This window comes from Staphylococcus caledonicus, assembly GCF_016238465.1.
GTDB lineage: Bacteria > Bacillota > Bacilli > Staphylococcales > Staphylococcaceae > Staphylococcus > Staphylococcus caledonicus.
This window is the reverse complement of record NZ_JABTXV010000001.1, coordinates 647,122-673,612: the sequence shown is the minus strand read 5'-3', so window position 1 is coordinate 673,612 and position 26,491 is coordinate 647,122. Positions and strand designations below refer to the sequence as shown.

The window sequence follows — 26,491 nt, the reverse complement described above, 5'->3', positions numbered from 1 at the left end:
TCACCTCTTTTAATTGAAAAAACCTCGTGCCTTTTCAAAGACACGAGGTTTAATTTATATACGTTAAGTTTAAACTATGCTTAAACTTATAACATTCTAATTAATTGAAACAATTTTTCAAGATTTAGTAAAATTGTTTATTTAATATGTATATATAATTAGCACTCTGTCTTCGAAGCCTCTCTGGACTCTCTTTTAAAGACACCGTTTTCTTGTTTGAACTGTAATTAGCTTAATGCTTTTTTAGGTATAAGTCAATGCCAATTTCAAAAAAACTGCTTCATATAACAAATAAACAACTTGTGGTATTTTATAATATTTTTAAGGAACAAAGGGGAAATCTAATATAATTTCAAAGATTCCACCGTCTCGTTCCTCTGTTAAATTTGCATTTATGCATCTCTTAGTCGTATTTCTTCTAATAACTCTTCAAATTCTTTTGGTAAATCAGCTTGGCGTTCTATATATTCATGAGTAACTGGGTGTTCAAATCCAATTACACCCGCATGAAGTGCTTGTCCGCCGATATCAAGCGTTTTTCTCGGGCCATACTTAGGATCTCCAACCAATGGGAACCCAATATATTTCATATGCACACGGATTTGGTGCGTACGACCAGTTTCTAATTGACATTCGATTAACGTATAGTCATTAAAATGTTCTAACACGTTAAAATGTGTCACTGCTTCTTTACCGTTATCTACCACATCCATTGATTGTCGGTCTTTCTCATTACGACCAATAGGTGCATCGATTGTGCCATAATCATGTGGAATATTGCCATGCACGAGCGCAATGTATTTTCTTTTAACTGTTTTATCTACCAGTTGCTCTACTAATCCACGGTGGGCGATATCATTTTTTGCCACCATTAGTAATCCTGAAGTATCTTTATCAATACGATGAACAATACCTGGACGAATCTCTCCATTAATTCCTGATAAGTCTTTGATTTGATACATTAAACCGTTAACCAATGTACCTGTATAATGTCCTGGTGAAGGATGCACCACCATTCCTTTAGGCTTATACACAATAGCGACATCTTTATCTTCATAATAGATATCTAAATTTAAGTTCTCCGGCTGAATATCTGCCTCAACAACTTCTTTTTCAGTAACTACAATATGATCATTCATTTTAACTTTGTAATTTGATTTAATCAATTTATCATTAACTGTTACTAATTCTTCTTTAATCCAATCTTGAATTTGACTTCTAGACCAATCTGTATTCATATCTGACAACAATTTATCGATACGTTGGCCGACATGTTGTTCATTGTCTATCTTATATTCGTAAGTTTCCAAATCGTAGCCTCCTATCCTTTTGATGATGCATCTTTAAGTAACGCGATAATAATAAATATGACACCTATCGTTAAACTCGAATCTGCTATATTAAATATTGGAAAAGCATAACCAAAAATATTTGTATCAATAAAATCCACTACTTCGCCATTAAGTAAACGATCAATAAAGTTACCTAATGCTCCTGCGAATAATAAACTAATTGCGACTTGCATAAACATATTATATTTAGCTTCTTTAATAAAGAACAATACAAGAACGACTAAAATGATAAGCGTAATAATATAGAAAAAGCCCATCTTACCACTTAATATACCCCACGCAGCGCCATTATTTCTATGAGACGTTATATTTAAAAAGTTAGGAATAACTTCATAAGAATCTCCAATATTCATCGATGTTGCAATGATTCGTTTTGTTATTTGGTCAATCACTAAAATGACAATAGCTACTATTAATGACAAACCTACATAATATTTCTTTTTCATTCACGTGCCTCCATTCACACCTCAACGCTTTGACAACACTCTACATTATAGCTTACTCATTTATATAAAAAAAGCTACAGTTATGAATGGCATAAAAATATATTTCATTTAAAATTAAGTCTTTACGTTATTTTTCGGATGAATATAATTAAAGCTATCTACTTGATATGAAGACACCGTTCGTTTTGTTACTTCATAAGGTTTGCGATAATTCATATCTGAAACCATAAGTGAACCATCTGAATTCACTTTTTCTATATAAGCTACATGTCCATGCTCACCTTTAGGATATTGTAATATTGATCCAACAGAAGGAACATGATTTACTTTGTAACCTTCATCATCTGCCTTTTCAGCCCAATATTTCGCATCGCCCCATTTGTTATTAATCATATTGCCATCTTGACGGATATGATTAAATACATAATACGTACATTGCCCTTTAACATAAGTATTGAATTTCATAGGATTCTTTTCCCAAAAATGAATCGTCGGTTGAGTCATATCTTGGTTATCAACCCCATCAAATAGTGCGCCACCTGTAAATAGAGCACTACTTAATATCATAACTAAAATTAATTTTTTCACTTTATCACACTACTTCAATAAAATTAAATCTAAATTGTAAGCCATCAGGCCCATTTATATTTATATGCGTTGTTTCAGGATAATAATGATCGATGAGTGCTAATCCATATGAGTTTTCATTTTCCATGCGTTTAGTACTTGATAGCCATTGATTTAACGCAAGATGATGATGATAATGTGAAGAAGCTAAATAAAGTGAGAATTTATCTAAATAGGCGGAATTTTGTAACCCAAAATAGGTCAAATAATAATTTTTAATCTCTGACATACGAATCGTCTTAAGATGTAAATTACCTATCTTACTATCATGAGGAATGCCTTGCCACTTTTCATCAGATACTTCTGTTAAGAGACGTGGCACATTTAAAGCCTCAATATCCATATTTAGATTATTATTGACGTACACCCAATCATCCGAATCATGATCTACATAAAATTTAAAAGCATGCCCTTCCGGATCCTCGAAAAAGAGGGATGTACACACACTTTGTTCTCCCCCATTAACTGGTATTTCATAGTCACTCATTTGTACGAGTAAATCAGCTAAGTCTTTCATAGATGGCAATAATATTCCAATATAAAATAGACCCGCTTCAGATAATAAAGGTTCTCTCCCATTATGAATTTCATTTAAAGTAATGAAATGATTAGAGTTACCTACTTCATATTGAACTGAGAATGTTGTTTCAGTGACGACTTTAAACCCTAGCACGCTTTCATAAAACGGTCTTAAGATAGTTAAGTCTCTTATATTTAATGTTACTCCATTTACGAAATGTGCCTTTTTGGAATGAAACATTGTAGCCTCCTAATGCTAATGTCTATAATTAACAGTTATTGATTAATCATTTTGAAAATCTTACTTAGTAACGTTACTTTATTTTTAGTCCTCGCCATTAAAATATTCAATATTTTACCAGATTTTGTATGTAGTTTGCAATTTATTAGCTCGATATGTATTTTAAATGTTCCCCTTATACAAGGATTACAGCAAAATTAAAAGGCTTGTCTCCTAAACAATATAGGAAACAAGCCTGTGAAATAGTTTACTAAACCAACATATAAATTTTAAGGTTCAGTACATTATTATATTAACGTCTTACCATCTTTATATAATATTTATCTTTTTTCGATCAATGTGTGGTAAATTTTAACGCCTGCCCAAGCGCCAACCATAGCGCCGAGTGTCATAGCAGAGTTACTAAGCACTGTATTTAATTTTGAGTGTTCGATTTGTTCTTCCTCTTTGGTAGCTAACTTATCCATATGTTGTTTAAAGATATCCATCACTGCTTTATGTGCTTTTGCTTGCGTGAATTTATATACTGACCAAGGTAACGTAGGTTCATATTCTTGTAAAGCGACCAATCCTTCATTGGTATCTAAAATACGTCTAAATTCAAATCTTGCGTTACCACCGTCTTTAGCTAAGGCGAGATTGCCACCCACAATTTTGTAAACAATTTTATCTTCAGTAGAATTATGTTCTTTTTTCTTCATTTTTAAAATAAATTGATTAATGAAAGGCAATCTAATATTAAATTCATCTTCATTAATTGTTCCATTGACTAAATGTAACGTGATGTTATTAATAAAATCTGCGTATTCACGAGACACATCACGCATTGAAAAGCTTTGTGGAATTTTAAATCGAGTAATTGCACGCACGTCTTTGACTTGTTCTTTTTTATCTTTATTTTTAGAAGATGATTTTGATTTCTTGTTTTGCTTCATATCTTTTTCTTCTTCAAGTGCACGGCGCACACTTTCTTCATAAGTAATACTTCCAAATGAAAAATCAGGATGTGTGCGTTTTGGTTGTGGAATCATATCATGGACTAAGCTATTCATTAGTGGATAAACCATTTCCTTAGGTACTTGTGAAATCATTTGTACCCAATATCGACTAAGCCAAATTGGAATAATTGGCAAGTCTAAAGTTGGAAGTTTTTTATCTAATACTTTTGCTGTACGTCCAATCAATTCTTTATAATTCATAATTTCTGGACCTGTAATGTCAAATGCTTCATTTTCATCAGGAGAACGGTCTACTAAACCTGCTAATTTATCGATAACGTCTTCAATGGAAACTGGTGCAATCATATTGTAAGCCCAACTTGGAAGCACCATAGCAGGCAAACGCTCTACTAATCGTTTTAAAATTGGATATGAGCTACCTTTCGCCCCAATGATTAATCCTGCACGTAAGGTACTCACTGGAACGCCATAAGAACCTAATATTTTTTCACATTCTAAACGACTTCGTAAATGGGCTGACAGAGGATTCTCACTAGGAATAAGACCACTCATAAACACAATATGTTTAACACCTTGTGCTTTGGCAGCACGTGCGAAATTATCAGCAAGTAAAGCGTCCATATCTTCGAAACTAGCTTGAGTTAATTTAGCATTTGGCATCATTGAATGGACAAGATATACAGCGGTATCGATGCCTTCCATTACTTCAGTAATTTCATCTATATCAAATAAATCTGCTGCTTTCCATGTTACGTTATGCTCATTTTCTTTGTTATCGGCATTTCTAGATATAGCGATGATTTCATGATTATCTTTCAACTGTTCTTTTAAGTGGCCTCCAATGTAACCGGAAGCCCCAGTTAATAATACTTTACCCATGCTAACACTCCTTTTATTACCTTACTATTAAAATCAAAAAGGTTTTGAACTATTTATTATTCTCATTAGCCTTTCTACATGCTAATCAAACATTGTATAATTTTTTATTTTTACTATTTGAAATTTTAATTACCACTATATTTTATAATTAGAAAAATCCCTCAAATTATTTTATTAAATCATTTGAGGGATTCGGGATTAAAGATTAATATCTTTTATATTTAAATTTTATACTAATGTTTTGATGACTTCTTGGCAACGTGGACATAAGTGATCAAGTTCGCCAACTTGGCCTAATTCTTCGCTATAGTTCCAACATCTTTCACATTTTTCGCCATCAGCATGATCAATACGAATATCACCGTGTTGGTATGATTCAGCATTGTCAACACTATCAACAACTTCTACTTGAGATACAATGAATAATTGTTGTAAGTCTTCAAATTGTTGTAAGAACTCTGTAGCGTTAAAGTTATCGTTACTACTAATCACGACTTTAGCTTCTAATGATTTACCAATGACTTTATTGTTACGTGCAACTTCTAATGCACGGTTAACATCATCGCGAAGTGACATAAGTTGATTCCATTTATCTAATAATTCTTGATCTACTTCTACAACTTTTGGCATATCAGCTAAATGTACGCTTTCTTCTTCTACATGTGGAGTATGTGACCAAACTTCTTCAGCAGTGTGAACTAAGATTGGTGCTAATAATTTAGTCATATCTACTAAGATTTGATATAACACTGTTTGCATACTGCGACGTTTATGCGCGTCTTTTTGTTCAATGTAAAGAATGTCTTTACCGTAATCTAAATAGAAGTTACTTAATTCAACGTTAATAAAGTTTTGAACTTCTTGATAAATATTTAAATAATCGAAGTTATCATAATGTTCGATTGTACTTGCAGTGAACTCACGAAGACGATTTAATAAGTAGCGATCTACTTCTAATAATTCAGCTTCTGGTACTGCATCTGTATTTGGATTAAAGTCACTAATATTACCTAACATAAATCTTAAGGTATTTCTAATTTTACGATAAACATCAGATGTTTGTTTTAAGATTTCATCAGAAATACGTACATCTGCAAGGTAATCTGTACTACTTACCCATAAACGTGCAATATCTGCACCTTTTTGTTTTACTACTTGGTCTGGAACGATAACATTACCCAGTGATTTACTCATTTTCTTACCTTCTCCGTCCATAACGAAACCATGTGATAGTAAGAATTTATATGGTGCTTGTCCTCTTGTAGCTACAGCAGTAGTGATTGATGAGTTAAACCAACCACGATATTGGTCACTACCTTCGAAGTATAAGTCAGCTGGGAAGCTTAATTCTGGGCGTTGTTCTAACACACCTCTGTGAGATGAACCAGAGTCGAACCATACATCCATAATATCTGTTTCTTTAGTAAATTCACCATTAGGACTACCTGGATGACTAAATCCTTCAGGTAATAAATCTTTAGCTTCTCTTTCAAACCATACATTTGAACCATGTTCTGCGAATAAATCTGCCACGTGATTAACTGTTTCTTTTGTCATGATGATGTCGCCATTTTCAGCGTAAAATACTGGAAGCGGAACACCCCATACACGTTGACGAGAAATTACCCATTCGCCACGATCACGAATCATATTGTAGATACGTGTTTTACCCCAGTCTACTTTAAAATTAGTTTCTTCGATAGCATCTAAGATATCTTGTCTAACTTTATTGATTGAAGCAAACCATTGAGGTGTAGCACGGAAGATAACTGGTTTCTTAGTACGCCAGTCATGTGGGTAACTATGTGTAATAAAGTCTAATTTTAGTAACGCTTCTTTTTCAGTTAAAAGATCAGTTACGGCTTTATTAGCTTTGTCATAGAACATACCTTCAAATTGTCCACCTTCTTCAGTGAAGACACCTTTATCATCTAATGGACTAATTACTGGTAAATCATATTTTTGTCCTACGATATAGTCATCTTCCCCGTGTCCAGGAGCGGTATGAACACAACCTGTACCAGCATCTGTAGTAACATGGTCACCGTTAATCACTAATGATACGCGGTCTAAGAATGGATGTCGTGCTTCTACGTATTCTAATTCTTTACCTGTAAATTCTTTTTCTAATTTAACAGCTTCTTCATCCCATCCTAGCGCTTCTGAAACTGTTTCTGCTAAAGCTTGAGCGATAATATATTTTTTACCATTTACATTATATTGACCATATTTAAGTTCTGGATGAACAGTAATGGCAACGTTTGAAGGAATTGTCCAAGGTGTAGTTGTCCAAATGATAAATTGCGCGTCTTCATCAACTACGCCTTTAGTATCTTTTACGTCGAAAGCAACATAAATAGATGCAGAACGTTTATCATGATATTCGATTTCTGCTTCAGCAAGTGATGATTCACTTGATGGTGACCAGTAAACAGGTTTTTTACCTTTATAAATTAAACCTTTATCAGCCATTTCACCAAATAGACGAATTTGAGCTGCTTCGTATTCAGGTTTTAAAGTGATGTATGGATCACTAAAGTCACCACGCACACCTAAGCGTTTGAAATCTTGTTTTTGTAATTCAACTTGTTTTAATGCGAATTCTTTACATTTCTCTCTAAATTCGGCTACAGACATTTTCTTACGGTCTACACCTTTTTTTGTTAAAGCTTGTTCGATTGGTAAACCATGCGTATCCCAACCTGGAACGTAAGGCGCATAAAATCCTTGCATCGTTTTATAACGTACGATGAAGTCTTTGATAATTTTGTTTAAGGCATGACCCATATGAAGGTTACCATTCGCATATGGAGGGCCGTCATGTAAGATATATGTTTGGTTCCCTTTGTTTTTGTCTAATGATTTTTGATAATGATCTTCGCTATCCCATTTTTCTTGGATTTGAGGTTCTTTATTTGGTAAGCCACCTCGCATAGGAAAATCAGTTTTAGGCATTAATAAAGTATCTTTGTAGTTCATAATTGTTTTTCACTCCTTAAATATAAAAAGAACTCTAAGTTCAACTAAAAAGGGACGGAATTACCGCGGTACCACCCTTGTTAACTCAACTTAGAGTTCTCTCTTAGAAAATTTTATAATGTGATAAGGCAGTGATATAAGAAATACACTTTTGCTAGGCTTGCACCCACCCTAGCTCGCTGTGAAAAGTTTACTATTTCTTACGCGTCTGACTTTTAAATTTAGATATTATTTATTTGATGTTGATTGGCTTTGCGCATCACTTGATTCAAGTGATGTAGACTCGCTCGTACTAGCTGCATTACTAGTTGAACCTGTCACACTTTGTGAATTAGCACTATTACTTGTACTTTCGCTATTATTAGCATTATTGGCAGATTGTTGTGTTTGAGCTTGTTGTTGCTCTTCTGGAGTAATATCTTGACTGTTTAAATGTTGGAAGTTCTCTTGAGTAACTTGTTCAGCATCAATGTCATAATTAAGCAAATAATCCCAATCGTCATTTTTAAGTAAGTCTAATTGTGCTTCAACTAACATACTGAAACGTGATCTAAATATTTTAGATTGGCGTTTCATATCTTCAGTTTGGAATGATAAATGACGTGCTTTTTCAATAGCATCATTTACAATTAAATCTGCTTGAGCTTGTGCTTTGCTAATTGTCGCTTCAGCTTCTTTAGTAGCAGCTAACTTAGTTTCTTCCCCAGCTTGTTGAGCTTGTACAAGCGCATCACTAACTGATTGATGAACTTGTTGGTAAGATTTAATATTAGTATCTCTCTCTTCAACAACTTTTTCAAGTTGTTTTTTTTCTTCTTTTAAACGCTCAATTTCATTGCTTAATTGAGTTAAATAATCACTAACCTCTGCAGGTTCTAAACCATTTTTAACTTTAGTAAATTCTTTATTCTTAATTTCACTAGGTGTAAAAGGCATTCCATATCCTCCTCAAATCAGACTATGATTTATGATTCATTTTTACTTGAATAATGTTCGATAAGTGATGTGTATTTTGTCTTTTTTCGTTTTACCACCCACTTCGGTAATTTGAGCACGCCCAAAACCTTGAATGGATAGTAAATCATTGGTTTGTATTTGAAAATCAGGTGAATCAATAATTGTATGGTTAACTTTCACGCGTTTCTTTTCGATAAGTTGTTTCGCAATTGATCTTGATTTGTGAATCATTTCTTTTAAAACAACATCTAATCTTAAAGCGCTAACTGTGCTACCTTGAATTTTCCAATTCTCTACTGATTGTATCATATCTTTAAATGGAATAGAATTAAGTTTCACTGATGCACCTTTTATCTTTGTTAATTCCAACAGAATATATGATTCTAATCGCTTTGTCAAAACAAATTGAATTGTTTCGCCGACAATAATATCTCCTACTTGTTCTCTTTCTATTCCTAAGGACATTAGTGTGCCTAATACATGTTGATGTCGTAGTGTAACAAATTTCTCAGGATAGTTGATTTGAATAAGCACTTCTTCAAAGTCTTCTTCAGACGGTTCATAGTAACTTGGTGCGATGATTGCTCGTTTTCTTTCTGCATTTTCCCCACCAAAGAAACTCACATGCATATCTTCATAGCTTCCTACGATTACTTCAAGGATATATTGTCCTCTTGGATCTAGAAAATGAGTTAACACAGGCGCATATTGTTGTTCTACTTGAGCGCATTTATCAATAAATTGATCAATTAAAGTTTGTTCTTCAGTTCTAAAGTGTTGATATATGTCGATGGCTGTAACCTCCTTTTTCCAAATAAATAGAGTCTTAATATTATTTAAACCATATATCGTAAATAAAACATAAAAATAGTCTAGAACACATTTACCGTTCCAGACTATCATTAAAATATAAAATTAATGTAGCATTAAATAATTTAAAATCATGTCAAAAATACTTCTCAAACCTGCTTGGAAGAGTATAAGCACAAATAGTGCGACAAGTGATGAAATATCAATCATTCCAATAGGTGGGATAATCTTTCTAAAAGGTTCTAAATAAGGTTCATAGAGCTTTCCTAAAATTTCACCAAATTTAGATTCTCTTATGCTTGGCACCCAAGAAGTAAAAAAATAGATAATCATTCCAAAATAATAAATTTGGACTAAAATTAAAATAAATGAAAAAATACTACTTAACATGCCGAGATCCATATATTAAGCTCCTTATTCGTAGTGTTGCGATTCCATTTGTTCGATATGATCGGTAATACTACCCGCAACTTCGACATTATCAGGTGTACAAAGGAATATATCTGTACCAACACGTTGAATATCTCCACCAATTGCATAAACTGTACCACTTAAAAAGTCGATGATACGTTTAGCTGAAACTTTGTCGATACGTTGTAAGTTAACCAATGTCGCACGACGATTTTTCAATTCATCTGCAATATCTTGTGTATCTGAAAAGACACGTGGTTCAAATAAGCACATTTTTGAACTTTCATATGTACTATACCCTTGTGAAGATTGATTCATCGTTACTACGTTCTTAGTGTTCGACTTTGAAGGTGTGTGATTCATACGATTGTTCCTTTCTTCTGAGTTATACGCTCTTGTTGTTTTCTTAGATGGCACAGATTTTATATTATTTTGCTTTGTTTGATTGGTTTGTTGTTGGCGTTCTGGCTGTTGTTGTACATTATTATTTTGAGACGCTTCATTTTGAACCGCTCGTTGTTGATGTTCTTCAGGGCCTTCAACTACTTCTTCTTCATCATCCATTAGAAAAAAATTGTTAAATAAATCTTTTATAGCCACGGCATTCACTCCTATTCTCCTACAAGTTTAGTTCCTATTCTTATAAATGAAGCACCTTCTTCTACAGCAATTTGATAATCATTGCTCATTCCCATAGATAAATACTCACAAGGCGCATACTCTAAAGTAAGGTTTTTAATTTCATCACGTTTTTCTCTCAATTGTTTAAATACTTGACGAATGTAATCCGTGTCGTCAGTATATGGTGCCATAGTCATTAATCCGACAATTTTAATATTTTCATATTGCTTGATTTGTTCAATAAAATCATTAACTTCATCTAATGCAATCCCATGTTTACTTTCTTCACCAGAAACATTGACTTGTACGAAACAAGAAATAGGATGATTAGCTCTCTTATTAATTTCCTTTGCAAGACTTAAACGGTCTAAAGCATGAAGGTAATCAATCTCGTTAATAACTTCTTTTACTTTTCTCGATTGTAAAGAGCCGATGAAATGCATTGTAACATCATCAGGCAAAGCTTCTTTCTTCTCTAGAAAACCTTCTAAACGGTTCTCACCAAAGTGTCTTAAGCCTGCTTCATAAGCTTCTTTAGCTCGGTCTATTGTAACATATTTTGTAACTGCTATCACGTTTGGTGGGAACGTTGACTCACTTTTTTCAAAATGTGTATTAATTTCTTTTTCAATTGTTTCTAAGTTATCTTGTACTTTCATTTGAGTATCAACCTCTTAATGCGGATTTCTTTTTATAAATAATATTATTTTTGTCCTATAAATGCTAGCATTCTGCCAGTTTGTCCTTTTTCAATGCGATATGAGAAGAAAAGAGACAAATCCTCTGAAGTTGCATAATCGGTAATATAGATATTGTCTGAAGGAACACCGTGTTGAGTAAGCAATAATGCATTAGCACGTTTTAAATCAATGCCATGACGATTTGCGTCTCTCGTTTCAATATATTTAGATGCATCGATAGGTAATGTTTCAAATTTTGATTTTATACCATCGTTGATTTCGTAACTCATAGATGTGGACGGTCCGATAACAACCTTTAAATCTTCAAAGTTAAAATCGATATTGTCCAACATTTTAACTACAATTTGTCCGTAAGTACCTCTCCAACCTGCATGAGCTAATCCAATAAAATGGTGCTTTTCACTATAGAAATAAACAGGCACACAGTCTGCATAGCACATGGTTAATAATATATTAGAATCGTACGTATACATTCCATCAATACCATGTAATTGGTTGGTTAATTCATCAATATTTTTACCCTGATCACGTTGAGTAACGTGGGCTATTTTATTTTCATGAGTTTGTATTGGAAAGACCCATTGGTTAGGTTGAAAATCAATAGCCTCAGCTAACATATGTTGATGCTTTGTAACATTGGTCGGATCATCGTCAATGTAACGTGCCATATTGAAAGAACCTTCTGGATATAAGCTGTAGCCACCTTCACGCGTAGTAAATCCAAGTGTTACAGTTTCGATATCGTTAGATTCATATTTTAAATAATGAGGATACTTAATAAACTTCTCTGACACGTAAACAAAACCACCTTCTAAAAATTTCTCTATTTAAAAATTAAAAAATGTAATCTTTACTCTAAACATGAACATGCTTTTATTATATAACAATATTCACTTTGTTTTAAAGTAAATAAAAAAGGGGCGGAACAGAATTCATAAGCGAATCCAAAGTTCCATACCCCCACAAGGAAAGACTATTCATACATGAAATAACTATTCGAACCGCTAAGTCATGTATTATCAAATATTAGTTAAAACTTATTTATCAATTAACGTCTAGTTCTTCTAGAACGTCTTTCTTCTCTATTTCTGATAAAGCTAGGAATATCATCGTCTTTAGTAGAATGACTTCTTTCACTTACACTTTCAGAAGAACGTGAGCTTGTAGTTCCTTGGCCAAATGAATCTTCTTTAGGTGCACTTGTTTGAGTTGACGCACTTGATGTAGCGCTAGTACCAAAGCCAGTGCTAGAAGCTTTACGTCCTTGTGATGTTGGTTTATCTTCGAAACCTGTAGCAATAACTGTTACAACGATTTCATCTTGTAATTCTGGGTTAATTACTGTACCAAAGATCATGTTTACATCTTCATCTGCAGCATCTTGTACGATGTCTGCTGCTTCTTGTGCTTCGAATAATGAAAGTGATTCTCCACCAGTAATGTTCATTAATACGCCTTGCGCACCAACGATTGATGTTTCAAGTAATGGTGATGAAATGGCTTTTTTAGCAGCTTCTACAGCTCTGTTTTCGCCTGAAGAAACGCCGATACCCATTAATGCTGAACCTTGGTTAGACATAATTGTTTTAACGTCTGCAAAGTCTAAGTTTACTTCACCAGAAACTGCGATTAAGTCAGAGATACCTTGAACACCTTGACGTAACACGTTATCTGCTTCTTTAAATGCTTCCATCATTGGAGTAGATTTATCAACGATGTCTAATAAACGGTCGTTAGGAATGACGATTAATGTATCTACTGCTGCTTTCATAGCTTCTACACCAGCAGCTGCTTGAGTAGAACGTTTACGTCCTTCGAAACCGAATGGGCGAGTAACAACACCAACAGTTAATGCGCCCATTTCTTTAGCAATTTTAGCTACGACTGGTGCAGCACCTGTACCAGTACCGCCACCCATACCAGCTGTAACAAACACCATGTCTGCGCCTTGGATAGCATCTTCAATTTGTTCACGTGATTCTTCTGCAGCTTTTTTACCGATTTCAGGGTTAGCACCTGCACCAAGTCCACGAGTTAATTTTTCACCAATTTGGATTTTAGATTCAGCTTTAGATAAGTTTAAAGCTTGTCCATCTGTGTTAATTGCAATAAATTCTACGTTATTCATACCGTGGTCAATCATGCGGTTAACAGCGTTATTACCGCCGCCACCTACACCGATGACTTTTAGTGTCGCTAAATGATTAAATCCTTGTTCAAATTCTAACATTTATATTTCCTCCTAGTCTTAATGGCCAATCATTCAAATAGAGATTTCATAAGTTTTTTAAATTTACCCTCTTCTTTTTGAGGTCTTTCTTGCTCATCATCATAGTGATGTTCAGTTTCTTGATGTTCTTCTGGAGTTTCATACTTATCATGATCTTCTACTTTTTCAATTCTGTCATGTGGTTCATTGTAGTTTTCTTCATAAGTATCTTCATTTTTATTTGATTTACGTTTAAACCAATCAAATCCACCAGATTTAGAAGCGTTATCTTTTTCATCTTCTTCAATAACTTCTTCTTCAAATTCATCATTATCGTGATAATTTATTGTAACATAATCTAACAACTCATCAAAAGCGATACTACTAGATATAGTAGAAATCGCTGAAGTGAATTCAGGCTTTCTAATACCCATTTGTGATGGCGTATGAATTCTTATTTTTTCATTAACCATAGTGTTCAATAATTCTTTAACACCTAGTAAATTAGATGAGCCACCAGTGATGATGAAACCACCGTTAACTTTAGTTAAACCTAAGTCAACTAATACATCAAAGACTTCATCAATAATATCTTGCATTGTACGTTCAATAACCGCACTTAAATCTTTTTGCGTATACTCTACTAATTCATCACTATCAACTTGATCTACGCTAAATACGTCCTGATCTGAAGCTGAGTTAGTAAATGCATGTCCATATTGATGTTTAATCTTCTCAGCAGTTTCATATGTAGTATTTAATTCTTCCGCAATATCATCTGTGATGTCTCGTCCTGCAAGTTCGATTGAGTCTGCGTCTACTAATTCACCGCGTTCATAAAATGCGATTTGTGTTAAATCTTCACCAATGTCAATAACACAAGCACCTAATTCTTTTTCAGTTGCAGAAAGAATTGAGCCATAGTTATATGCATCAGAATATACATCTAATACATCAACGCCACATGATTCTACACATTTAATCATATTAATTAAAATAGATTTATGGATAGCAATGACGCCAGCTTCTACTTTTAATGAATGTCTAGCAATAAGTTCTTTCGGATCTGAAACTTCATTATCGCCATCAACAATGAATCGAAGAGGGAAGACATCAATAACGTCTGTATCTGGAACGTCATTTTTTTGACGAATGCCTTCTAACACATCTTCAATATGTGTCCCGTTTATTTCAGTATCTTCATAAAAATCAATTTCATTAACTTCATCGTATACTTCAGTACCTATGATAGGTAATTTTAAGAAAACTTCTTTAATGTCTACACCAGAAGCGATAGAAGCTTTTTTAATTGTATCTTTAATTGCTTGTTTAGCAATGTCAAAATCATCAATCAATCCGTTCTTTATACCGCTAGTGTAGGTTTGTCCTGTACCTATCACATTTATTCCATTGTGAAATTTTTCGCCTACTATTGTTTTTACGCTTGATGAACCAATATCTATGCTTACATAGTAATGTTCCTCCATAGATAGGCACCTCCTGACAAATTACTATTAAAATACACTATGTTTAGTTTACAATACGATGTTTGGCTTGTGAACTATAAACACATATTAATATCGAAATTTTTTAATTATTTGAATCTGATTGTTCGTTAATTTTATTTAAAGCGCTCTGTAATTCATCTTTTGCAACTGTTTCTTCTTGTGATTTTTGACGAACATTTTGATCTGATTTAGAATCTGAGCCGCCGTTATCACCATAAGGAATGAATGATGCGCCTACTGACAAATCAATATACCCTTGAGTTTTAAGATTTCCTGAATCATCTCTAGATAGTGATTGTGACATTTGTGGGTAGTATTGAATTTTTTTAGCAATTGTATCCATATTCCCTACCACTTGCATGTCATCTTTCATAAACATCAAAATTCTATTTTGATTATTTTGTTCTGGAGCGTATTTAATTTCAGAAATCATATCTCTTATATCAGACGACATATTAGATAATGCTTTAATGATGCTATCTTTGTCATCGCCTTTAAAGTCGTCTAAAATTGGCCCGCTTCCAGCAATGTCACCATCATAATTTTTCAATTCTTTATTACCTTCTATAATGGGAACATACTTGTTTTTCTCTTTAACAATACCTACAACGTCATTTTCAGTCACTTTTACATTGACAGTATTAGGCAATTGCTTGTCTATTTCCACATTTTTAATAAGGTCATTTTTTTCTAAATTATTGATACCCTTTTTCTTACTATAGGTATACATGCGAGAGTTATCTTTAATATCTAAAGCTTTCTCAATTTGACTATTACTTACATTTTTATTACCGGTTATATTTATATGAGAAATTCTACTTAGTGGTGTAAACATATAAATTAAAAATAATAAGATCAATAGTACTAAAATAGTTATAACTGTATATTGAATTTGTCTCTGTCGCTTTCGCCTTTCAATTCTTTGTTGCTCTCGTTTTTCTTGAAGCGACATGCCTTCGTATTTATCTTGTTTTTCTTGTTTTCTAGTCTTCCGTTGGTTGTTGAAATCTTTAAGGCTGTTAAACGAAAGCATGTTATTATTCTTTTTGCGATGTTTCTTAGAGTCTGATTCAGTATGATTTTGAGACGCCTTTATTGCTTGTGTATCTGATTCTTTATTGTTAATGGAATGTGGCGTCTTTGGATCATTTTTTTCTTTGCTATCTTCTTGGTTGTCGTTTACTTCATCCTGTTTTCGATGAATTTTATATCTCTCTTCATCATCGTATGTTAAATCGTCACTTAAGTCATTTTCATTGAATGTATGATTATCTGTTGATTCTAGGCCACGATTCCTTCTTTTCTCAGCTCTTTTAATAGCTCTTAACTTGCGATCGCTTTTCCTTTTATTATCATCCATTTGGTTTCACACCCTTTAGTAAGATGGCAAGTGTGCACGGAAGCTCTCAATAAATCGTTCTCCACGTTCCTCGAATGTACCGTATTGATCCCAACTTGCACATGCAGGAGATAATAACACTACTTCATTTGGCTCGATGACGCCTTGAACTTTTTCGACTGCATCTTCAATATCTGTTGCTTTAACAACTACTTTACCTTGACTATTACCTAGTTTAGCAAACTTTTCTTGAGTTTCACCAAAGACAACCATGACTCTAACATTTTTCATGTAAGGTATTAGTTCGTCAAAGTCATTACCACGATCTAATCCTCCACATAGCCAGATAATTGGCTGCTTGAATGAATTCAATGCAAATTGTGTCGCTAATGTATTTGTAGCCTTTGAATCGTTGTAATACTTATTCGTTCTATTAGTTCCAATATATTGCAATCTATGATCAATTCCTGAAAAAGTAGTTAAACTATCAATAATTGCTTTAATTGGTACCCCAGCTAAAATTGCTGCTAATACAGCTGCTAAAATGTTTTCTAGGTTGTGTTCTCCTGGTAAAACAAGGTCATCAATATTAATGATTCTAATTCCTTTATAAATGATGAAATTATCTTTAATGTAAATGCCTTCAACTTCTTGTTGTGTAGAGAAGTATAATGTTTTAGCTTTTAACGTTTCAGATTCAATTAAATGTCTTTGATGATAATTACAAATTAAATAATCACTTTCTAATTGGTTCTTATAAATTTGTTTCTTAGCATTTTGATAATTTTCTAATGTTTCGTGATAATCTAGGTGTGCAGAGTAAATATTAGTAATAATAGCAATATGTGGACGATATGCTTCAATCCCTAACAATTGGAATGAAGATAACTCAGTAATTAAATATTCTTCTGGTGACGTCTCTTGTGCTACTTTAGAAGCTACGAAACCAATGTTACCTGATAAACGACCATTCAATCTGCTTTTTTGGAACATGTCTCCAATTAAAGACGTCGTCGTCGTTTTACCATTTGTACCCGTTACCGCAATAATAGGTGCTTCTGATACTAAATAACTTAACTCAACTTCAGTTAAAATTTTCAATCCACGTTCTTCTGCTGCTTTAATAATTGGAACTGTATAAGGTATGCCTGGATTTTTAACAATAATCGGATTGTTATCTAATAAAGATAGTGGATGTCCTCCGTCAACAATGTTCACACCTAAAGTTTCTAAATCTTTAGCATGTGGATCTTGCGATAAGTCTTTACCATCATTAACTGTTACGTTAGCACCTAACTTAGTTAATAACTTAGCCGCTTCATATCCACTCTTTGCTAACCCTACTACAAGAACTTCTTTATTTTCTAATCCTGTATAATTCAGCATGTTAATGCACTCCTATCCATAATCCGATTAATCCTGAAATTAGACCTACTGTCCAGAATACTGTAACAACCTTCCATTCACCCCATCCACTTAACTCAAAGTGGTGATGTATTGGACTCATCTTGAAGATACGTTTTTTTGTTAACTTGTAAGATGCAACTTGTAGCATTACTGATAAAGTTTCCACTACAAACACTAAGCCAATAAGTAATAAAGATAGTTCTTGGTTCAACATTATTGAGATAGTTGCGAAAATCCCACCTAATGCCAAGCTTCCTGTATCACCCATGAAAACTTTGGCTGGGTTAAGGTTATAAGGTAAGAATCCTAGTAGCGCGAAAATCATGATAATACAAAATGCACCAATTGCTGGTGAATCTAAGACAAAGCTCATGATGGCAAACATGGTAAAACCAATAATTGATAATCCAGTTGCTAGTCCATCTAAACCATCTGTTAAATTCACAGCGTTTGAAAATCCTACTTGCCAAAAAACAATAAAGATAACATAGGCAAATGATAACGGTATGCTTACATTAGTAAAAGGTATATTTAAATCAGTTGAAAATTCAACTAAGTGAAACACGTCACTAAGAACAAAGAAAATAACTGCAATACCAATTTGAGCTAAAAACTTTTGTTTACTTGTTAAACCTTGGTTATTTTTCTTAACTACAATAATATAATCATCAATAAATCCAATTAATCCAAATCCAATAGTTACAAATAACAAGAGGATAATAGGATTAGAATTATCGATAAAGAAAATCGCTATAATCGATGTGATGATAATACTAATTAAAAACGTAAGGCCACCCATGGTAGGCGTACCTGTTTTTTTCATGTGACTTTGTGGCCCCTCTTCCCGAATACTTTGGCCAAATTTCATTCGTTTAAGTGTTGGAATTAATACAGGCACTAAAATGAAAGTGATAACTAATGCGATAAGCGCAAGTATAAAAAGCATAATATTCTCCTTTATGTATATTAAATTTTTAAATTAATAATTGTAAGTTATATTTTACTGTACTCAGTTTATCAATTTTTTAGATAACATTATATAGATTTGAGTATGTTAGCGAGGTGAGGGATAAGGCTTTACTTTTTATTATGCCTCTCCCTCATCTCGCAACTCTATACTCATTATTTTCTTAAGTAGGTTCAAATAGTAACTCAAAGGTTAATTAGAATCGCTATTTGAGTCGCTATTTGAATCACTATTTGAGTTAGATTCATCGTCATTGCTTGAAGAAGAATCACTTTCACCTTCACTACTTGAATCATCCTCTTTAGAAGAAGCATCACTTGTTGCAGATGAACTATTATTCGAATTGTCAGATGTAGCATCTGGGTCATCCGTAGATAATTCAACTTCTATCTTACTACTATCTTTTAATGTCGTACCATTAGAGATAGATTGTTTCGTGACATAACCGCTTCCTTTTGTAGTCACGTTGATGCCAGTTAACTCTTGGAATGCAAGGACATCATCTTTAGTCCAACCTTTCATATCTGGCATAGTGATATCTCCGTCTGTTAGTAATAATACTTTACTGTTCGGTAATAATTTTTTATCAGCTTTTACTGATTGAGATTTAATATTATCACCACTACCAATTACAATTGGCTGTAGGTTTTCAGATTTAAGACTATCTTGTGCTTTATCTGAAGTCTGTCCTACGACATTCGGTGCTTTAGTATACTGAGCAGTCTTAGTTTCATCTTTTTTAGAGCCTACATTGAGATATTTAAGCGTATTTTCCATAATAGGTTTAAAAGCTTTACTTACGCCATATTCATACGCTTCTTGATCATTTTTCTGAGCTAAACTCATACCGGCATAGACAATGACTTCAGGATCTTTCTTAGGTGCATCACCAATGAAGCTTACAAAATATGGATTCTCGCCTTTAACGTAGCCTCCACCGTTTTCATCAGCAACCTGAGCAGTTCCCGTTTTACCTTCAATATCATAGCCATCTACGCGGTAGTTCATCGCATGACTTTTCTTGCTGTTAACTACTTTGTCCAATTCATTTTCAACTTTATCTGCGGTAGACGCAGTGATTGGTTTACCTGCGATAGTCTTTTCACCTTTATAGAAAGTTTTATTAGAAATTGGGTTGTTAATACTTTGCACGAACCATGGTTGCAACATATTACCTTTATTAAAGAATGCAGATTGTGCTTGTATCATTTGAACTGGTGTAACTGTTGTTGATTGTCCGAATGCAGATGTTTTTTGTTGTAACTCGTTGGTCCAAGCAATGTTACCTGATGCTTCACCGTCAAATAGACCGTTAGTCGTTTTACCAAATCCAAAACGTTCGTACCAAGACTTCATCTTATCTGCACCTACTAAGTCTTGTAAATGCATCATTAATGTATTAGATGAATATGTGAAACCAAGTGACATTGGAATTTCGCCCCAACCAGATTTATTCCAGTCTGAAATACGTGAACCCATAATGTCACGATGTCCTGATTCAAACTTTTTCTTTGGATCAAATTTACCTTCTTGAATCGCTGCTGCTAATCCATACGTTTTAAATGTAGAACCAGGTTCATAGGTATTTTGATATAAATCGTTTGCCCATTTCTTACCAAAATCTTTACCCGTTTCTGGATTAAACGTTGGTCGTTGACTGAAAGCTAAAATTTCTCCAGTTTTGGCATCCATAACTACTGCAAATAAATCTTTTGGTTGATATCTCTTAACCATGTCATCTAATGCTTCTTCAACAAATACTTGAATGTTGGAATCAATTGTTAAATGAACGTCATCCCCACGCTTAGGCGCTTTTTCGTTTTTAGTGTTTGGTGCTATATATCCCCAAATATCTTGGACATAAGATAAGGCACCTTTTTTACCACTTAAATAACTATCGAAGATTTTTTCTACACCTAAAGCACCTTTTAATTCACCTGTATCAGGATTTTTTTGTGCCATCCCGATTAAATGCGAAGCAAAGTTACCATTAGGATAGAAACGTTCAGTTTCTGGGTATAACGTGATACCAGGTAATTTCATTTTTTCAAGCTTTTCTTTATCTTGATATGTTAAGTTCGATCCTTTTTGACCAAATTCAACTTGGAATGCTTTCTTTTGGTTAAGACGTTTTTCAATTTCTTCAGGTTTCATATCGATAACTTTTGCTAATTGTTTAGCAGTTTTCTTTTTATCGACCACGTGACGTGGTTTGTCACTGTTATCACTCGCACTTTTATCAATGACTGCTACCACTTTAAACCTTTCAACGTCTTCCGCTAGGACCTTTCCTTTCCTATCATATATTTTTCCTCGTTCAGCTTGTTCATTATTTTGAACTAAATATTTTTCATTAGCTCGCATAATCAAGTCTTGACCATCCGAATGACCCGTTAGCATAATATATGAATATCTTAGAACCAATATAAAAAAGAGCAGTCCGAATATACCAACAAGGAGGACTGCTCCTAATTTATTTTTTCTAATTTTAATTTTTCGCTTCGCCATTAGTACGCACTACCTTTACATTATCGTTCTTTAGGCTCATTCCTTGTTCTTTTGCCTTATCGTAAATGCGTTCGTAAGAAGAATTTTTCTTAATTTCAGATTGAATTGCGCTGTTTTCACTCGATTGTTGTTCTATTTTTGTTTCTAAATCTGCAATTTTTCCATTAGTATCATACGCATCCATTTTTAAAGATAGCATATAGATAGCGATGACAGCAATTGCAGTGACAAGCGTTATGTATAAGAACTTCTCAAATCTTGTAAGTTGAACTACAACCTTCTTAGTAACTGTACGGGTCTGTGGTTCAGTTTGCGGTTGTTGCTTCGGTATGCTGTTGTGCTGGACTTCATTATATGGTTCATATATTTTTTCTACAGCCATCTTCTTCAATTACTCCTTATTTTAGTATTTCTGCGACACGTAATTTAGCACTACGCGCTCTATTATTCTCGTCTAAATCTGAATCAGTTGCTGTGATAGGCTTGCGATTCACCCTTTTTAACTTAAGTGTATACGCTTCAGGAATAATTGGTAACCCTCTAGGCACATCAGGACCTTTTTCATATTCTTGGAAAATTTGCTTACATAATCGATCTTCCAATGAATGGAAAGTAATCACTGATATTCTGCCACCTACTTTAACTAATTCAATTGCTTGTTCAATTGAATCTTCAAATGCAGATAATTCATCATTAACCGCAATACGTATAGCTTGAAAAACTCGTTTGGCAGGATGACCACCTTTGCGGCGAGCTTTAGCCGGAATACCTTCTTTAATGATATCTACAAGTTCTAATGTTGTTTCGATTGGTTGTCGTTCACGATGTGCTTCAATTCGTCGAGCAATTTGTTTTGAAAATGATTCTTCGCCATAACGATAAAATGTCTTAACTAGTGCTTCAAACGACCAGTTATTCACTACTTCGTAAGCGCTTAACTCTTGGGTCTGATCCATTCTCATATCTAATTTTGCATCGTGATGATAACTAAATCCTCTTTCAGGGATATCTAGTTGCGGACTCGAAACCCCTAAGTCATAGTAAATACCATCCACTTTTTCAATTTCTAATTTTTTTAAAATGTCAGTTAATTCTCTAAAGTTACTGTGTACAAACGTGACTTTGTGTAGATGATCTTTTAGTACTTCTTTAGCATTTTCAATAGCAGAAGTATCTTGATCGATTGCAATTAATCTACCGTCATCGTTCAATTGATTTAATAAATAGAGTGCATGTCCCGCACCACCAAGCGTACAGTCTACGTAAATACCATCTTCTTTGATGTCAAGATAATCAATTGTTTCTTTGAGCATGACGCTTATATGATGAAACACGGTTAATTCCTCCATTAAAAATCAAAATCTATCAAATCTTCAGCAATATCTTCGAAACTTTCTTCAGATTCATCATAAAAATCATTCCATGTTTCTCTATCCCAAATCTCAATTCGATTTGAAACGCCTATTACTGTACATTCTTTAGTTAGGTTAGCGTACTTTCTCAAATTTTGAGGGATGTTGATACGCCCTTGTTTATCAAGTTCAACTTCAATGGCACCAGAGAAGAACATACGCATAAACTTACGTGCGTCTTTTTTTGTCATCGGTAAGGTTTTCATTTTATCTTCAATTTGTTGCCATTCTTCAAGTGTGTAACCAAATAAACATTTATCAAGGCCTCGCGTGATAATAAATCGTTCATTTAAGTCATATCTAAACTTAGATGGAATAATCATACGACCTTTAGCATCAAGTTGATGCTCGTATTCTCCCATGAACATTATTATCACCTCACCTTATTTATAATTTACCACATCTCACCACTATCCTCCACTAATTCTGTAAAATATATTAAAATTCTTTATATTTATATAAAAAGACCCATTTTATCTTATTGATAAAATGGGTCAAATGCTTATTAAATCAAGGCTTTATAATAATTAGTTCAAATGTATATTCAAGTGGTGGATAGGTGGAGGGACTGAACACATCTATCCCAAAATCATTCATGATTTGTAGTGGATTCCATATTCTTTCTTGCAAGCCGTGGAGTGGGCGTAACACATGTTCTAACTCTCTAAAATGTTTCATGCTAATATCATTCTCTCTTTCGATATTAAGCAAATAGCGTTTTAACAAGTAATCAAATTGCTCATTATGAATTTCATTATTCTTGTTTACTAAATTTACGTTATCTTGATTACCCTCTACTTCAGCTAACAAATGTTGATAAATTTTAGCTTGCTCCGCTTTAAGTTCTTTGACTTTTTGAATAAAGTCTTCTGAAGCTTGTTCACGAACAAACTTTGTTCTATCGTCTTCAATACCTAATTGAATCACTTTATCCGCTTTCAACTGGTATTGTTCTAATAACTTATCAGTTCTTTCAGTGATATAAGTCATTTTCATTCGTGGTAAGACAATAGGCATCTCAACGTTTAAGAGCTTAAATACGTCGTTTAATTCTGCCCAATATTTAATTTCACTCGGGCCTCCAACAAATGCCACTGTATTAAAGAGCCACTCTTCCATTACTGGTCTTGTTACTACATTATTAGAAAAACGTTCTGGTTCCGACTCAATTAAATTTAATATTTCTTCTTTTGAAAATTCAGCATCTGATTTACTTAATTTGAATGTGTCTCCCTCTTTAGTTAAGAGTTGGCGCATATTATCTTCATGTAAGAATAAATGCACATTCGTATCCGTTTGAATCATTTGCTCTAACCCTGACGCCTTTGTTTGTTGTTGAGTAGATCTAAACGCTTCATCAATTTCATGATGCTTTTCAATGATTTCTTTTAAAAATGGCTTTTCAAGTTGGCGTAATTGTTCAAATTGCGCATCAATAAATAAAACGCCATGGTCTTTGAAAACTTCATGTAATAACCCTTTAAATATATCAGTCCATGTATCAAATCGATTTATGATATTTAAACATTTATTATAAAGGGTTTTGGTATTTTCAGTTTCTTTTAATTCTTTGAAAAATTGTTTTAAAGCCTCAGTAAGCGCTTCTTTATCTGGTGAATAACGCGACACATTCGTTTCAGGTGGTGCCATAGTATGGTATTTCACTTTATGCAATTGCGCTTCTTTCGAATTGTAAACGTATGTATGGTTTACTTCGTCAAAGTCATGATCTTCACCAGCAATCCAGAATACAGGCACAACCGGTTTATTGTGTTCTTCTGTTAATTGATTGCTTAACGTTACAATAGAAAGTATTTTATGAAATGTGTATAAAGGCCCACCAAACATTCCAGCTTGTTGCCCACCTATGACTACCTTCGCGCCATTTTCTAATGCCTTTAAGTTTGATTGTTGAGGCGCAGTTATATCTAAATCAGACATATATGCTTCGATAATTTGCGCTAACTGTTGTTCTCTTCCATTATTAGAACTATTCATTCTATTAATAAAGCTTGATTGTTCAACCGGATTATATTGATAAAATTTTAATAGTTGTTCGTCATTATTTTCCAATTTAGTAATAAACGCATCTTTTTCTTTAAAATATGTTACTTGACAGTCCATACCCATACTCCTTCGACATTGCTATTACTCATATAGTATAAAGATTATAGCACTATCTGACAATTTTACGGCTTATATATGAAAGAAATATTTTTCATTTGTGACTTTAACGCTTCTTCCATTATTCAATTAAATGAAATTTACCTACTTTTTGCGTTATAATAATATAAAATAAATAAGGGGGAATTGCAATATGAGTGAAGTGAAACATCTTGAGATTAATTATAAAACTGATGAATTATTTGAGGCATTCAGAGCATTCGGCAATCAAGATTTATATATGGTAGAAGAATTTAATGGACAAATGATTGATGCGAGTTCAGACTCACCATTCTATGGCATCTTCAATGGGGAAAATTTAGCTGCCCGTATGGCACTATTAAAAAAAGGTGACGTAGAGGAAAAGTATTTTCCAAAGTATGATGACTACCTATTATTATGGAAATTAGAAGTTTTAGAACAATATAATAATCGAGGTTATGGCAAAGATTTAATTGACTATGCAAAATCTTACAATATGCCTATCAAAGCCATTGCACGTCAAGACTCTAAAGAATTTTTAATTAGTCACGGATTTGAAGACGTTCAAGCAAAGAATCCAGAAGGTCACGATGTATTAATCTGGGCACCAAACAACAAATAGCTTTTAATAAATATCACAACCTGAGATGAAGATAATAGCGTTTAGACTTCGAAGCATAATCAGTCGCACGAGGTATAAACATTGTTATCCTACGTCTCAGGTTGTTAACTATTTAACCCTTTTCAATTAAATCCACTAACTCAGTTAACGTTGTTATTTCATAATCTGGATGAATACCTGTATTATTCTCTTTCCCTCTGATGTTAAACCAACATGTAGCAATATTAGCATTCTTTCCTCCCACTATATCAGAAGTTAAAGAGTCTCCAACTATTATTGAATTTGCACGTTTCTCATTACCAATCTTTTTGAAAATAAAATCAAAAAACTCAGTCATTGGCTTTTGATAACCTGTTTCCTCAGATATAAATACATCATCAAACATATCTTTATCTTCTAGTTGAGCAATACGGCGTTGTTGCGTATCTGTCACGCCATTTGTCACGATATATAATTCACACGCTTGCGATAAACGATCAAGCGTTTCTAACGTTGTATCAAAATGTTTAAGCGGGGCTTTAGCCAATTCATCTCTGAATATTACATCCGCTTCCTTCCCATCAACCTCAATATTATAATGGTTAAAATATTCTATAAAACGATGAGATAATACTTCTTCTTTCGTTAACTCATTCTTTTGAAAAGCTTCCCAATGCGCTTGATTTACTTGTTTGAAAAACTGAAAATCCTTCGCCGTAGGATAATGATTATAACGTTTCGCCATATTATGAAACGCTTTATCCTCAGCATCATAAAAATCCACAATAGTATCATCAAAATCCAGTAAAATTGTATTGTATTTCATACCTGTACATCCTTAATTATATTTATGTATACAGTTTAACAGAAAATGTATTAGCAATAAAAAAAGA

General features: G+C 33.5%; 24 protein-coding genes. 1 reads left to right on the top strand and 23 read right to left on the bottom strand.

Annotation, left to right across the window (positions count from 1 at the left end; genetic code table 11):
• Positions 1-392: 392 nt before the first annotated feature.
• The 22 genes from HS848_RS03500 to bshC form a co-directional block, all read right to left on the bottom strand.
• Positions 393-1,310 (bottom strand): RluA family pseudouridine synthase, encoded by a 918-nt coding sequence (locus HS848_RS03500; RefSeq protein WP_198611276.1) that lies wholly within the window; start codon positions 1,308-1,310, stop codon positions 393-395.
• 11 nt (positions 1,311-1,321) lie between these two features.
• The gene (gene lspA, locus HS848_RS03495) at positions 1,322-1,798 is read right to left on the bottom strand and encodes a signal peptidase II (RefSeq protein ID WP_107507886.1); all 477 of its coding nucleotides are present in this window, start codon (positions 1,796-1,798) and stop codon (positions 1,322-1,324) included.
• 114 nt (positions 1,799-1,912) lie between these two features.
• Positions 1,913-2,386 (bottom strand): CHAP domain-containing protein, encoded by a 474-nt coding sequence (locus tag HS848_RS03490; RefSeq protein ID WP_198611275.1) that lies wholly within the window; start codon positions 2,384-2,386, stop codon positions 1,913-1,915.
• A gap of 4 nt (positions 2,387-2,390) precedes the next feature.
• Complete coding sequence (locus HS848_RS03485; RefSeq protein ID WP_198611274.1) at positions 2,391-3,185, bottom strand: VOC family protein; 795 nt, start codon at positions 3,183-3,185, stop codon at positions 2,391-2,393.
• A gap of 320 nt (positions 3,186-3,505) precedes the next feature.
• Positions 3,506-5,023, bottom strand: a complete 1,518-nt coding sequence (locus HS848_RS03480; protein ID WP_198611273.1) for an NAD(P)H-binding protein — start codon at positions 5,021-5,023, stop codon at positions 3,506-3,508.
• A gap of 228 nt (positions 5,024-5,251) precedes the next feature.
• Positions 5,252-8,002 (bottom strand): isoleucine--tRNA ligase, encoded by a 2,751-nt coding sequence (gene ileS, locus HS848_RS03475; RefSeq protein WP_198611272.1) that lies wholly within the window; start codon positions 8,000-8,002, stop codon positions 5,252-5,254.
• A 228-nt stretch (positions 8,003-8,230) separates the two neighbouring features.
• Positions 8,231-8,938 carry a DivIVA domain-containing protein gene (locus tag HS848_RS03470; RefSeq protein WP_198611271.1) on the bottom strand — a complete coding sequence of 236 codons (708 nt, stop codon included), beginning with the start codon at positions 8,936-8,938 and terminating at the stop codon, positions 8,231-8,233.
• Between the two features lie 42 nt (positions 8,939-8,980).
• On the bottom strand, positions 8,981-9,862 hold the full coding sequence (locus HS848_RS03465; RefSeq protein WP_198611270.1) for a YlmH family RNA-binding protein: 882 nt from the start codon (positions 9,860-9,862) through the stop codon (positions 8,981-8,983).
• 12 nt (positions 9,863-9,874) lie between these two features.
• The gene (locus HS848_RS03460) at positions 9,875-10,171 is read right to left on the bottom strand and encodes a YggT family protein (RefSeq protein ID WP_198611269.1); all 297 of its coding nucleotides are present in this window, start codon (positions 10,169-10,171) and stop codon (positions 9,875-9,877) included.
• A gap of 12 nt (positions 10,172-10,183) precedes the next feature.
• Positions 10,184-10,780 (bottom strand): cell division protein SepF, encoded by a 597-nt coding sequence (locus HS848_RS03455; protein WP_107507907.1) that lies wholly within the window; start codon positions 10,778-10,780, stop codon positions 10,184-10,186.
• An 11-nt stretch (positions 10,781-10,791) separates the two neighbouring features.
• The gene (locus tag HS848_RS03450; RefSeq protein ID WP_107507894.1) at positions 10,792-11,460 is read right to left on the bottom strand and encodes a YggS family pyridoxal phosphate-dependent enzyme; all 669 of its coding nucleotides are present in this window, start codon (positions 11,458-11,460) and stop codon (positions 10,792-10,794) included.
• A gap of 44 nt (positions 11,461-11,504) precedes the next feature.
• Positions 11,505-12,296 (bottom strand): peptidoglycan editing factor PgeF, encoded by a 792-nt coding sequence (pgeF, locus tag HS848_RS03445; protein WP_198611268.1) that lies wholly within the window; start codon positions 12,294-12,296, stop codon positions 11,505-11,507.
• A gap of 254 nt (positions 12,297-12,550) precedes the next feature.
• A complete protein-coding gene (ftsZ, locus tag HS848_RS03440; protein WP_103166853.1) occupies positions 12,551-13,732 on the bottom strand; it encodes a cell division protein FtsZ in 1,182 nt (393 codons plus the stop codon).
• A 29-nt stretch (positions 13,733-13,761) separates the two neighbouring features.
• Complete coding sequence (gene ftsA / locus HS848_RS03435) at positions 13,762-15,198, bottom strand: cell division protein FtsA (RefSeq protein ID WP_198611267.1); 1,437 nt, start codon at positions 15,196-15,198, stop codon at positions 13,762-13,764.
• 103 nt (positions 15,199-15,301) lie between these two features.
• Positions 15,302-16,579, bottom strand: a complete 1,278-nt coding sequence (locus HS848_RS03430; protein ID WP_198611266.1) for a cell division protein FtsQ/DivIB — start codon at positions 16,577-16,579, stop codon at positions 15,302-15,304.
• Positions 16,580-16,594: 15 nt separating this feature from the next.
• Entirely contained in the window at positions 16,595-17,944 is a 1,350-nt protein-coding gene (gene murD, locus HS848_RS03425) for a UDP-N-acetylmuramoyl-L-alanine--D-glutamate ligase (RefSeq protein ID WP_198611265.1), read from the bottom strand.
• 1 nt (position 17,945) lies between these two features.
• Positions 17,946-18,911, bottom strand: coding sequence for a phospho-N-acetylmuramoyl-pentapeptide-transferase (gene mraY / locus HS848_RS03420; RefSeq protein ID WP_107507899.1), 966 nt, complete (start codon positions 18,909-18,911; stop codon positions 17,946-17,948).
• Positions 18,912-19,124: 213 nt separating this feature from the next.
• Complete coding sequence (locus tag HS848_RS03415; protein ID WP_198611264.1) at positions 19,125-21,440, bottom strand: penicillin-binding protein; 2,316 nt, start codon at positions 21,438-21,440, stop codon at positions 19,125-19,127.
• Positions 21,421-21,822 (bottom strand): cell division protein FtsL, encoded by a 402-nt coding sequence (ftsL, locus tag HS848_RS03410; RefSeq protein ID WP_103167493.1) that lies wholly within the window; start codon positions 21,820-21,822, stop codon positions 21,421-21,423. The genes HS848_RS03415 and ftsL overlap by 20 nt, the downstream gene beginning before the upstream one ends.
• Positions 21,823-21,838: 16 nt before the next feature.
• Positions 21,839-22,774: a 16S rRNA (cytosine(1402)-N(4))-methyltransferase RsmH gene (gene rsmH, locus HS848_RS03405; RefSeq protein WP_198611263.1), complete on the bottom strand. Its 936-nt coding sequence runs from the start codon at positions 22,772-22,774 to the stop codon at positions 21,839-21,841.
• Between the two features lie 14 nt (positions 22,775-22,788).
• Positions 22,789-23,220: a division/cell wall cluster transcriptional repressor MraZ gene (gene mraZ, locus HS848_RS03400; RefSeq protein ID WP_107507902.1), complete on the bottom strand. Its 432-nt coding sequence runs from the start codon at positions 23,218-23,220 to the stop codon at positions 22,789-22,791.
• A gap of 142 nt (positions 23,221-23,362) precedes the next feature.
• Positions 23,363-24,976, bottom strand: coding sequence for a bacillithiol biosynthesis cysteine-adding enzyme BshC (gene bshC / locus HS848_RS03395; protein ID WP_198611262.1), 1,614 nt, complete (start codon positions 24,974-24,976; stop codon positions 23,363-23,365).
• Between the two features lie 193 nt (positions 24,977-25,169).
• Between bshC and HS848_RS03390 the strand changes: the two genes are divergently transcribed.
• Entirely contained in the window at positions 25,170-25,619 is a 450-nt protein-coding gene (locus HS848_RS03390; RefSeq protein ID WP_107507904.1) for an N-acetyltransferase, read from the top strand.
• Between the two features lie 112 nt (positions 25,620-25,731).
• Here the strand turns inward: HS848_RS03390 and HS848_RS03385 are convergent, their stop codons facing one another.
• On the bottom strand, positions 25,732-26,424 hold the full coding sequence (locus tag HS848_RS03385) for a YjjG family noncanonical pyrimidine nucleotidase (protein ID WP_198611261.1): 693 nt from the start codon (positions 26,422-26,424) through the stop codon (positions 25,732-25,734).
• Positions 26,425-26,491: the final 67 nt, after the last annotated feature.

Coding starts and splice junctions, on each gene's coding strand:
- lspA (WP_107507886.1), bottom strand. CDS start 1,798: ATGAAAAAGAAATATTATGTAGGTTTGTCATTAATAGTAGCTATTGTC.
- HS848_RS03470 (WP_198611271.1), bottom strand. CDS start 8,938: ATGCCTTTTACACCTAGTGAAATTAAGAATAAAGAATTTACTAAAGTT.
- mraZ (WP_107507902.1), bottom strand. CDS start 23,220: ATGTTCATGGGAGAATACGAGCATCAACTTGATGCTAAAGGTCGTATG.
- HS848_RS03450 (WP_107507894.1), bottom strand. CDS start 11,460: ATGAAAGTACAAGATAACTTAGAAACAATTGAAAAAGAAATTAATACA.
- HS848_RS03460 (WP_198611269.1), bottom strand. CDS start 10,171: ATGGATCTCGGCATGTTAAGTAGTATTTTTTCATTTATTTTAATTTTA.
- ftsA (WP_198611267.1), bottom strand. CDS start 15,198: ATGGAGGAACATTACTATGTAAGCATAGATATTGGTTCATCAAGCGTA.
- HS848_RS03385 (WP_198611261.1), bottom strand. CDS start 26,424: ATGAAATACAATACAATTTTACTGGATTTTGATGATACTATTGTGGAT.
- mraY (WP_107507899.1), bottom strand. CDS start 18,911: ATGCTTTTTATACTTGCGCTTATCGCATTAGTTATCACTTTCATTTTA.
- ftsL (WP_103167493.1), bottom strand. CDS start 21,822: ATGGCTGTAGAAAAAATATATGAACCATATAATGAAGTCCAGCACAAC.
- HS848_RS03390 (WP_107507904.1), top strand. CDS start 25,170: ATGAGTGAAGTGAAACATCTTGAGATTAATTATAAAACTGATGAATTA.
- ftsZ (WP_103166853.1), bottom strand. CDS start 13,732: ATGTTAGAATTTGAACAAGGATTTAATCATTTAGCGACACTAAAAGTC.
- HS848_RS03480 (WP_198611273.1), bottom strand. CDS start 5,023: ATGGGTAAAGTATTATTAACTGGGGCTTCCGGTTACATTGGAGGCCAC.
- ileS (WP_198611272.1), bottom strand. CDS start 8,002: ATGAACTACAAAGATACTTTATTAATGCCTAAAACTGATTTTCCTATG.
- murD (WP_198611265.1), bottom strand. CDS start 17,944: ATGCTGAATTATACAGGATTAGAAAATAAAGAAGTTCTTGTAGTAGGG.
- HS848_RS03415 (WP_198611264.1), bottom strand. CDS start 21,440: ATGGCGAAGCGAAAAATTAAAATTAGAAAAAATAAATTAGGAGCAGTC.
- HS848_RS03430 (WP_198611266.1), bottom strand. CDS start 16,579: ATGGATGATAATAAAAGGAAAAGCGATCGCAAGTTAAGAGCTATTAAA.
- HS848_RS03485 (WP_198611274.1), bottom strand. CDS start 3,185: ATGTTTCATTCCAAAAAGGCACATTTCGTAAATGGAGTAACATTAAAT.
- bshC (WP_198611262.1), bottom strand. CDS start 24,976: ATGGACTGTCAAGTAACATATTTTAAAGAAAAAGATGCGTTTATTACT.
- HS848_RS03465 (WP_198611270.1), bottom strand. CDS start 9,862: ATGATAGTCTGGAACGGTAAATGTGTTCTAGACTATTTTTATGTTTTA.